Consider the following 7,058-nt stretch of genomic DNA (forward strand, 5'->3'; position numbering starts at 1 on the left):
GTCCCCCGGCGCGGGTGCGGCACAGGCTCCCGGTGCTGCCCCGAGCCCGGGTGCGGCCGCGAACCCGGGCGCGGCTCCAGCCCCCGGCGGGCCCCGAGGCGCGGGGGCGGGCTCAACGCCCGCGCCGGTACCGTCGTGGGCTTCGGCCGACGACGAGGAGGGGGAGGCGGACGGGGGCGGCGACGCCGGTCACCGGCCTCGGCCGTCGATGCCGGCCTTCCTGATGCGCTGGCGGCGGCGCCGGTAACGTAGCCCGGGCAACGGTTCACGGTCGTTAACCGGGAGGGTGCGAGATGGGTGAGCAGCGGTACGGGGAGTGGGTCGCGGTCCGGCGGGACGGCTTCGTGGCCGAGCTGGTGCTGGACCGGCCGAAGGCCATGAACGCGGTGTCCTCCGAGATGGCCCGGGGCATCGCGGCGGCGTGCGCGGCGCTCGCGGAGGACGCCTCGGTGCGGGCCGTCGTGCTCACCTCCACCCATGAGCGGGCCTTCTGCGTCGGCGCGGACCTCAAGGAGCGGAACTCCTTCTCCGACGCCGAGATGATGCGCCACCGCCCGGTCTCCCGCGCCGCCTACACGGGCGTGCTGGAGCTGCCCGTGCCCGCCATCGCCGCCGTGCACGGCTTCGCCCTCGGCGGCGGCTACGAGCTGGCGCTGTCCTGCGACGTGATCGTCGCCGACCGCACGGCCGTGGTGGGGCTGCCCGAGGTGTCCGTCGGCGTGATCCCGGGCGGCGGCGGTACGCAGCTGCTGCCCCGCCGGGTCGGCGCCGCCCGCGCCGCCGAGCTGATCTTCTCGGCCCGCCGGGTGCCCGCCGAGGAGGCCCGCGCGCTGGGGATGGTGGACGAACTGGTCGCGCCGGGTGAGGACCGTACGGCCGCGCTGGAGCTGGCCGGGCGGATCGCCGCGAACTCGCCCGTCGGGCTGCGCGCCGCCAAGCGGGCCCTGCGGCTCGGGCACGGCCTGGACCTCCCGGCGGGGCTGGAGGTCGAGGACGCGGGGTGGCGGACGATCGCCTTCTCCGGCGACCGCGCGGAGGGCGTGGCGGCGTTCAACGAGAAGCGCAAGCCGGAGTGGCCCGGGGAGTGAGGCCCGCAACTTCGGCCGATACCAGGGGCGAATGGGCCAAAGCGGATTGTCCTCGACATTCTTACTCTTGAGTGCAGAGCGGACGCGCGCGCCTCCGGTGGGTGCGCGCGGTGAGGAATGCGAGGCCGACGTGAGCGACAACGGGGACGACGGGGGACGAGGGGTCGACCGGCGGTTGCGGGCGGTGGTGGGGCTCGCGCAGGCGATGGCGGCGGCGCCCACGCCTCGCGAGTCGGTGGGCGCCGCCGCCGAGAGCGCGTGCCGCGCGCTGGACGGCACCTTCGCGGCGGTTTCGGTGTGGGAGCGGGAGCGGGGCCGGTTGCGGGTCCTGGTGAACGTGGGCGAGCTGATGCCGGGGGAGGAGCCGGTGCCGGACGACGAGTCGTATCCGGTGCACGACTTCCCGGAGATCGCGGAGTTTCTGCACGAGCGGTGGGCCGCGGGCGGCGAGCCGCACGCGTGGGTGGAGACCGCGGAGGGCACCGGGCCGGGCCCGGCCTCGTACTGCCACCAGCGCGTCGCAGCCCTGCGGCGGCGCGGGCGCGGCTCGTGCGTGGTCGCGCCGCTGGTGCTGCACGGGCGCGCGTGGGGCGAGCTGTATGTGGCGCGGGCGGCCGGGAGCCCGGTGTTCGACCGGGGGGACGCGGACTTCGCGACCGTCCTGGCCTCGGTGGCGGCGGCCGGGCTCGCCCAGATCGAACGCCTGGAGGAGGCCCGCCGCCTGGCCTTCACCGACCCCCTGACCGGGCTGGGCAACCGGCGGGCGGTGGACATACGGCTGGACGAGGCGCTGGAGGCGTACCGCGAGCACGGCACGGTGGTGACGCTGGTGGTGTGCGATCTGAACGGCCTCAAGCGGGTCAACGACACCCTGGGGCACGCGGTGGGAGACCGCCTGCTGGAACGTTTCGGCACAGTGCTCTCCCTCTGTGGCGCGATGCTGCCGGGCGCCTTGGTGGCGCGGCTGGGCGGCGATGAGTTCTGCCTGCTGGGGGTCGGGCCACCGGCGGACGAGGTGGTGCGGGTGGCCGATGAGCTGTGCCGGCGGGCCGCGGAGCTGGAGATGGGCGAGGGGGTCGCCTGCGGGGTCGCCTCGACGGGTGATCCGATCGGCCCGGTGTCCTCGGCCCGCCGCCTCTTCCGCCTCGCGGACGCGGCCCAGTACCGCGCGAAGGCGGCGCGCTCGCTGAAGCCGGTGGTCGCGGGCCGGGACGGCGGCCCGGACGACCCGGTGATCCGCCTGGCCGACACCCCCTCGGACCGCCCCCCGGAACGCCGCCGCTTCCGAGGCCGCCGCCCGTAGGCACCGCGCCGCGCCCCCCGAACCGGGCGCTCCGCCCCCGCACCCGCGAGGCTCCGCCCGCCGGGGCTGTACCCCGCTTGGGCTTCGCGGCCGCCGTTCGTAGGGTGCGGCGCCGCGCTTCGTTCCCCGGCCCTGCCCCGTCCCGAACCGGGGGCTCCGCCCCCGTGCCCCCGGGGCCGGGGGTACGGCGTGGCCTTCGGGGCTCTGCCCCGTGTGCCCTCCAGGGTTGCGTCCCGGGCTCCGGTAAGGGGCGGCCCGCACTGGGCTGTGCCCCGCGCCCGCTTGGGCTTCGCGGCTACCCGTTCGTAGGGTGCGGCGCCGCGCTTTGTTCCCCGCCCTGCCCCGTCCCGAACCGGGGGCTCCGCCCCCGTGCCCCCGGGGCCGGGGGCACGGCGTGGCCTTCGGGGCTCTGCCCCGCACCCCGCGGGCTCCGCACCCGTGCCCGCTTCGGGGACTCCGTCCCAGCCTCGCGCCGGGGCGCCCCGGCGTCCCCTCCCGGGCCCCGTCGGGCGCGGGCCCGCGCCTCGTTCCGNTGGCTCCTGCAAGGGGCGGCCCGCACTGGGCTGTGCCCCGAGCCCGCTTGGGCTTCACGGCTACCCGTTCGTAGGGTGCGGCGCCGCGCTTTGTTCCCCGCCCTGCCCCGTCCCGAACCGGGGGCTCCGCCCCCGTGCCCCCGGGGCCGGGGGCACGGCGTGGCCTTCGGGGCTCTGCCCCGCACCCCGCGGGCTCCGCACCCGTGCCCGCTTCGGGGACTCCGTCCCAGCCTCGCGCCGGGGCGCCCCGGCGTCCCCTCCCGGGCCCCGTCGGGCGCGGGCCCNCACGGCGTGGCCTTCGGGGCTCTGCCCCGCACCCCGCGGGCTCCGCACCCGTGCCCGCTTCGGGGACTCCGTCCCAGCCTCGCGCCGGGGCGCCCCGGCGTCCCCTCCCGGGCCCCGTCGGGCGCGGGCCCGCGCCTCGTTCCGTCTCGTCCCGTGTGCCGCGTCGTCGGCCCCGCCCTTCGCCCGGGGCGGAGCGGCCCCACCCCCAGCCCCTCCGGCGCTTGAGGAGCGGGGTCCCGGGGCGGGGGGAAAGGGAGCCGGGGTGACACTCGGGGATTCACTCTCTAGGGTGCCTGAATATGGATATGCACACTGTGGTGGTGGGGACGTCGGGGACGACCGCCGAGGACGTCGTCGCCGTGGCGCGCGGCGGGGCGCGGGTCGAGTTGGCGGAGGAGGCGCTGGCGGCCGTGGCCGCCGCGCGGCGGGTCATCGACGACCTGGCGGCCAAGCCCGAGCCCGTGTACGGCGTCTCCACCGGCTTCGGCGCCCTCGCCGTACGCCACATCAGCCCCGACCTCCGCGCCCAGCTCCAGCGCAACATCGTCCGCTCGCACGCGGCCGGGATGGGGCCGCGGGTGGAGCGCGAGGTGGTGCGGGCGCTGATGTTCCTGCGGCTCAAGACGCTGGCGTCCGGCCACACCGGGGTGCGGCCCGTGGTCGTGGAGACGATGGCGGCCCTGCTCAACGCGGGGATCACGCCCGTCGTGCACGAGTACGGCTCCCTCGGCTGCTCCGGCGACCTCGCGCCGCTGTCCCACTGCGCGCTCGCGCTGATGGGGGAGGGCGAGGCCGAGGGGCCCGACGGGGAGGTGCGGCCCGCGGCCGAGCTGCTGGCCGCGCACGGCATCGAGCCGGTGGAGCTGCGGGAGAAGGAGGGCCTGGCGCTGCTCAACGGCACCGACGGGATGCTCGGCATGCTGGTCATCGCGTGCGCCGACCTGGCCCGGCTGTACACCGTCGCCGATGTGACGGCCGCCCTGTCGCTGGAGGCGCTGCTCGGCACGGACCGGGTGCTCGCGCCCGAGCTGCACGCGATCCGCCCGCACCCCGGCCAGGCGGCCAGCGCGGACAACATGCTGCGGGTGCTCGACGGTTCCGGGCTGACCGGGCACCACCAGGACGACGCGCCGCGCGTCCAGGACGCGTACTCGATCCGCTGCGCCCCGCAGGTGGCGGGCGCGGGGCGGGACACGCTCGCGCACGCCCGCCTGGTCGCGGACCGGGAGCTGGCGTCCGCCGTGGACAACCCGGTGGTGCTGCGGGACGGCCGGGTGGAGTCGAACGGCAACTTCCACGGCGCGCCCGTCGCGTACGTCCTGGACTTCCTCGCCGTGGCGGCGGCCGACCTCGCCTCGATCGCGGAGCGCCGTACCGACCGGCTGCTGGACAAGAACCGCTCGCACGGGCTGCCGCCCTTCCTGGCGGGTGACCCGGGCGTGGATTCGGGGCTGATGATCGCGCAGTACACCCAGGCGGCGCTGGTGAGCGAGCTGAAGCGGCTCGCGGTGCCCGCCTCGGTCGACTCGATCCCGTCCTCCGCGATGCAGGAGGACCACGTCTCCATGGGCTGGTCGGCGGCGCGCAAGCTGCGCACGGTGGTGGACAACCTGACCCGGGTCCTCGCGATCGAACTGGTCGCGGCGGCCCGCGCGGTGGAGCTGCGGGAGGGCCTGGTGCCCGCGCCCGCGACCCGGGCGGTGCTGGCGGCGGTGCGCGGGGCGGGGGTCGAGGGGCCGGGCGGGGACCGCTATCTGGCGCCGGACCTGGCGGCCGCCGAGGCGTTCGTACGGTCCGGGAGGCTGGCCGAGGCGGTCGAATCGGTGACGGGGCCGCTGGCCTGACGGTGCATGGTCAGGGCGGCAACGGTCGACTGACGGTGCATGGTCGGCTGACGGTGCATCGTCAGGACGGCATCGTCAGGACGCCTCCGTGCGCGTACGGCGCGCGGAGGCGGTCACCATCGTGACCCCGAGCCCCAGGAAGGCCGTGCCTCCGGCGAGGTACGGGGTGACGTCCACGCTGCCGGTGTCGGCGAGGTTTTCGTCCGGGACGGCCTCGGTCCGGGGCCGGGAGGGGGACGGCGCCTCGCCCCGTGCCGTACCGGAGGACGCGCCGGAGGACGACGAGGGCCCGTCGGACTCGACCGTCGCGTTGGCGGAGGGGACGAACCACAGGGCGCACAGCAGCGAACCGGCTGCGGCAGCGGTCAGCAGCGGTCGGCGTGCGGACACGACGGCATCCTCCTTGCGGCTGCGGCGAATTGACCCCGTGTGCCCGATCGTAGTGACTTGGAGGGGCGGGGCGGTAGCGATCCGGGGCGGAGGCCTCCTCCGCACCATATGACTAATCCCGGCCTGTCATGGTTTGTCCGGATTCGCAACGCTGCGTCATAAGCTGGACCAGCGTCTTTGCTAAGTGGCCTCGCGCACAGTTTTACTGGGCGTGGAACCGACCAAAAGGTACAGGCGTTCTTGGTGGATAGGTCTGCTGGTTTGGTCTTGGGTTTTGGGGTCCAGTCGCAAATGGAGAAGCGTGTGATGACGTACGGCAAGCGCCGTAGGGGGCTGGTGGCCGCGGCCGCCGTGCTCAGCGGGGTACTGACTCTGGCCGCCTGTGGCGGGGACGGCGACAGCAGCGACAGCAAGGGCGGTGGCAAGGGGCAGTCGCAGGTTGACGAGGCAGCCGCCAAGGACGCCTCGGACGCCCAAATCAAGATCACGCCGAAGACCGGTGCAACCGATGCGGGCATCAACCGCGACACCAAGGTCACCGTCAGCGGAGGCAAGCTCACCTCGGTGACCATGGTCTCCAAGGCCGACGGCTCCACCGTGGCCGGATCCATATCGTCCGACGGGAAGTCCTGGAAGCCGGACGGGCAGCTGGAGCGGTCCACCCAGTACAAGATCAGCGCGTCCGCCAAGGACTCCGACGGCCGCAAGGCCACGGAGCACTCGTCCTTCACCACCGTCTCCCCGGCCAACAGCTTCATCGGCAACTTCACGCCGGAGGACGGCTCGACGGTCGGCGTGGGCATGCCGGTGTCGATCAACTTCGACAAGGCGGTGACCAACAAGAAGGACGTCCAGTCCCACATCAAGGTCACCTCCAGCAGCGGTCAGGAGGTCGTCGGTCACTGGTTCAACGGCAACCGGCTGGACCTGCGCCCGAAGGACTACTGGAAGGCCAACTCCACCGTCACCCTGAAGCTGGACCTGGACGGTGTCGAGGCGTCGTCGGGTGTGAAGGGCGTCCAGGAGAAGACCGTCACGTTCAAGGTCGGTCACTCGCAGGTCAGCACGGTCGATGCCAAGGCCAAGACCATGAAGGTCGTGCGCGACGGCAAGCTGATCAAGACCATTCCGATCTCGGCCGGAAGCCCCGACAACACGACCTACAACGGTCAGATGGTGATCTCCGAGAAGTTCAAGGAGACCCGGATGAACGGTGCGACGGTCGGCTTCACGGACGACGACGGCAAGGGCGAGTACGACATCAAGGACGTGCCGCACGCCATGCGGCTGTCCACCTCCGGCACCTTCATCCACGGCAACTACTGGGGCGCGAAGTCCATCTTCGGCAGCCAGAACACCAGCCACGGATGCGTGGGCCTGTCGGACACCAAGGGCGCCAACGACCCCAACACGGAAGGCGCCTGGTTCTACAACAACTCCCAGATCGGTGACGTCGTGGTGGTGAAGAACTCCAACGACAAGACCGTGGCTCCGGACAACGGCCTCAACGGCTGGAACATGGACTGGAGCCAGTGGGTGGCGGGCAGCGCGACCGGCGCCTGACGCCACGTCCGACCTTCACCGCCGGGCGGCGGCCGACCCGATGAGGGTCGGC

Annotated in this window: 5 protein-coding genes; 4 read left to right on the top strand and 1 reads right to left on the bottom strand. The window is 73.9% G+C overall.

Annotated features, from left to right (window positions below; all coding sequences use genetic code 11):
- Positions 1-293: 293 nt before the first annotated feature.
- From EEJ42_RS04075 to hutH, 3 genes are all read left to right on the top strand, one after another.
- Positions 294-1,088 carry an enoyl-CoA hydratase/isomerase family protein gene (locus tag EEJ42_RS04075; protein WP_123098637.1) on the top strand — a complete coding sequence of 265 codons (795 nt, stop codon included), beginning with the start codon at positions 294-296 and terminating at the stop codon, positions 1,086-1,088.
- 205 nt (positions 1,089-1,293) lie between these two features.
- The gene (locus EEJ42_RS04080) at positions 1,294-2,391 is read left to right on the top strand and encodes a GGDEF domain-containing protein (RefSeq protein ID WP_123098641.1); all 1,098 of its coding nucleotides are present in this window, start codon (positions 1,294-1,296) and stop codon (positions 2,389-2,391) included.
- A 1,117-nt stretch (positions 2,392-3,508) separates the two neighbouring features.
- Complete coding sequence (hutH, locus tag EEJ42_RS04085) at positions 3,509-5,053, top strand: histidine ammonia-lyase (RefSeq protein ID WP_123098638.1); 1,545 nt, start codon at positions 3,509-3,511, stop codon at positions 5,051-5,053.
- Positions 5,054-5,128: 75 nt separating this feature from the next.
- On the opposite strand, the gene EEJ42_RS04090 is transcribed toward hutH, so the two are convergent.
- On the bottom strand, positions 5,129-5,443 hold the full coding sequence (locus EEJ42_RS04090) for a hypothetical protein (RefSeq protein ID WP_123098639.1): 315 nt from the start codon (positions 5,441-5,443) through the stop codon (positions 5,129-5,131).
- Positions 5,444-5,734: 291 nt separating this feature from the next.
- On the opposite strand from EEJ42_RS04090, the gene EEJ42_RS04095 reads away from it, so the two are divergent.
- On the top strand, positions 5,735-7,006 hold the full coding sequence (locus tag EEJ42_RS04095; RefSeq protein ID WP_123098640.1) for a L,D-transpeptidase: 1,272 nt from the start codon (positions 5,735-5,737) through the stop codon (positions 7,004-7,006).
- The last annotated feature ends 52 nt before the right edge of the window (positions 7,007-7,058 follow it).

This window comes from Streptomyces botrytidirepellens (assembly GCF_003721215.1).
Lineage (GTDB): Bacteria > Actinomycetota > Actinomycetes > Streptomycetales > Streptomycetaceae > Streptomyces > Streptomyces himastatinicus.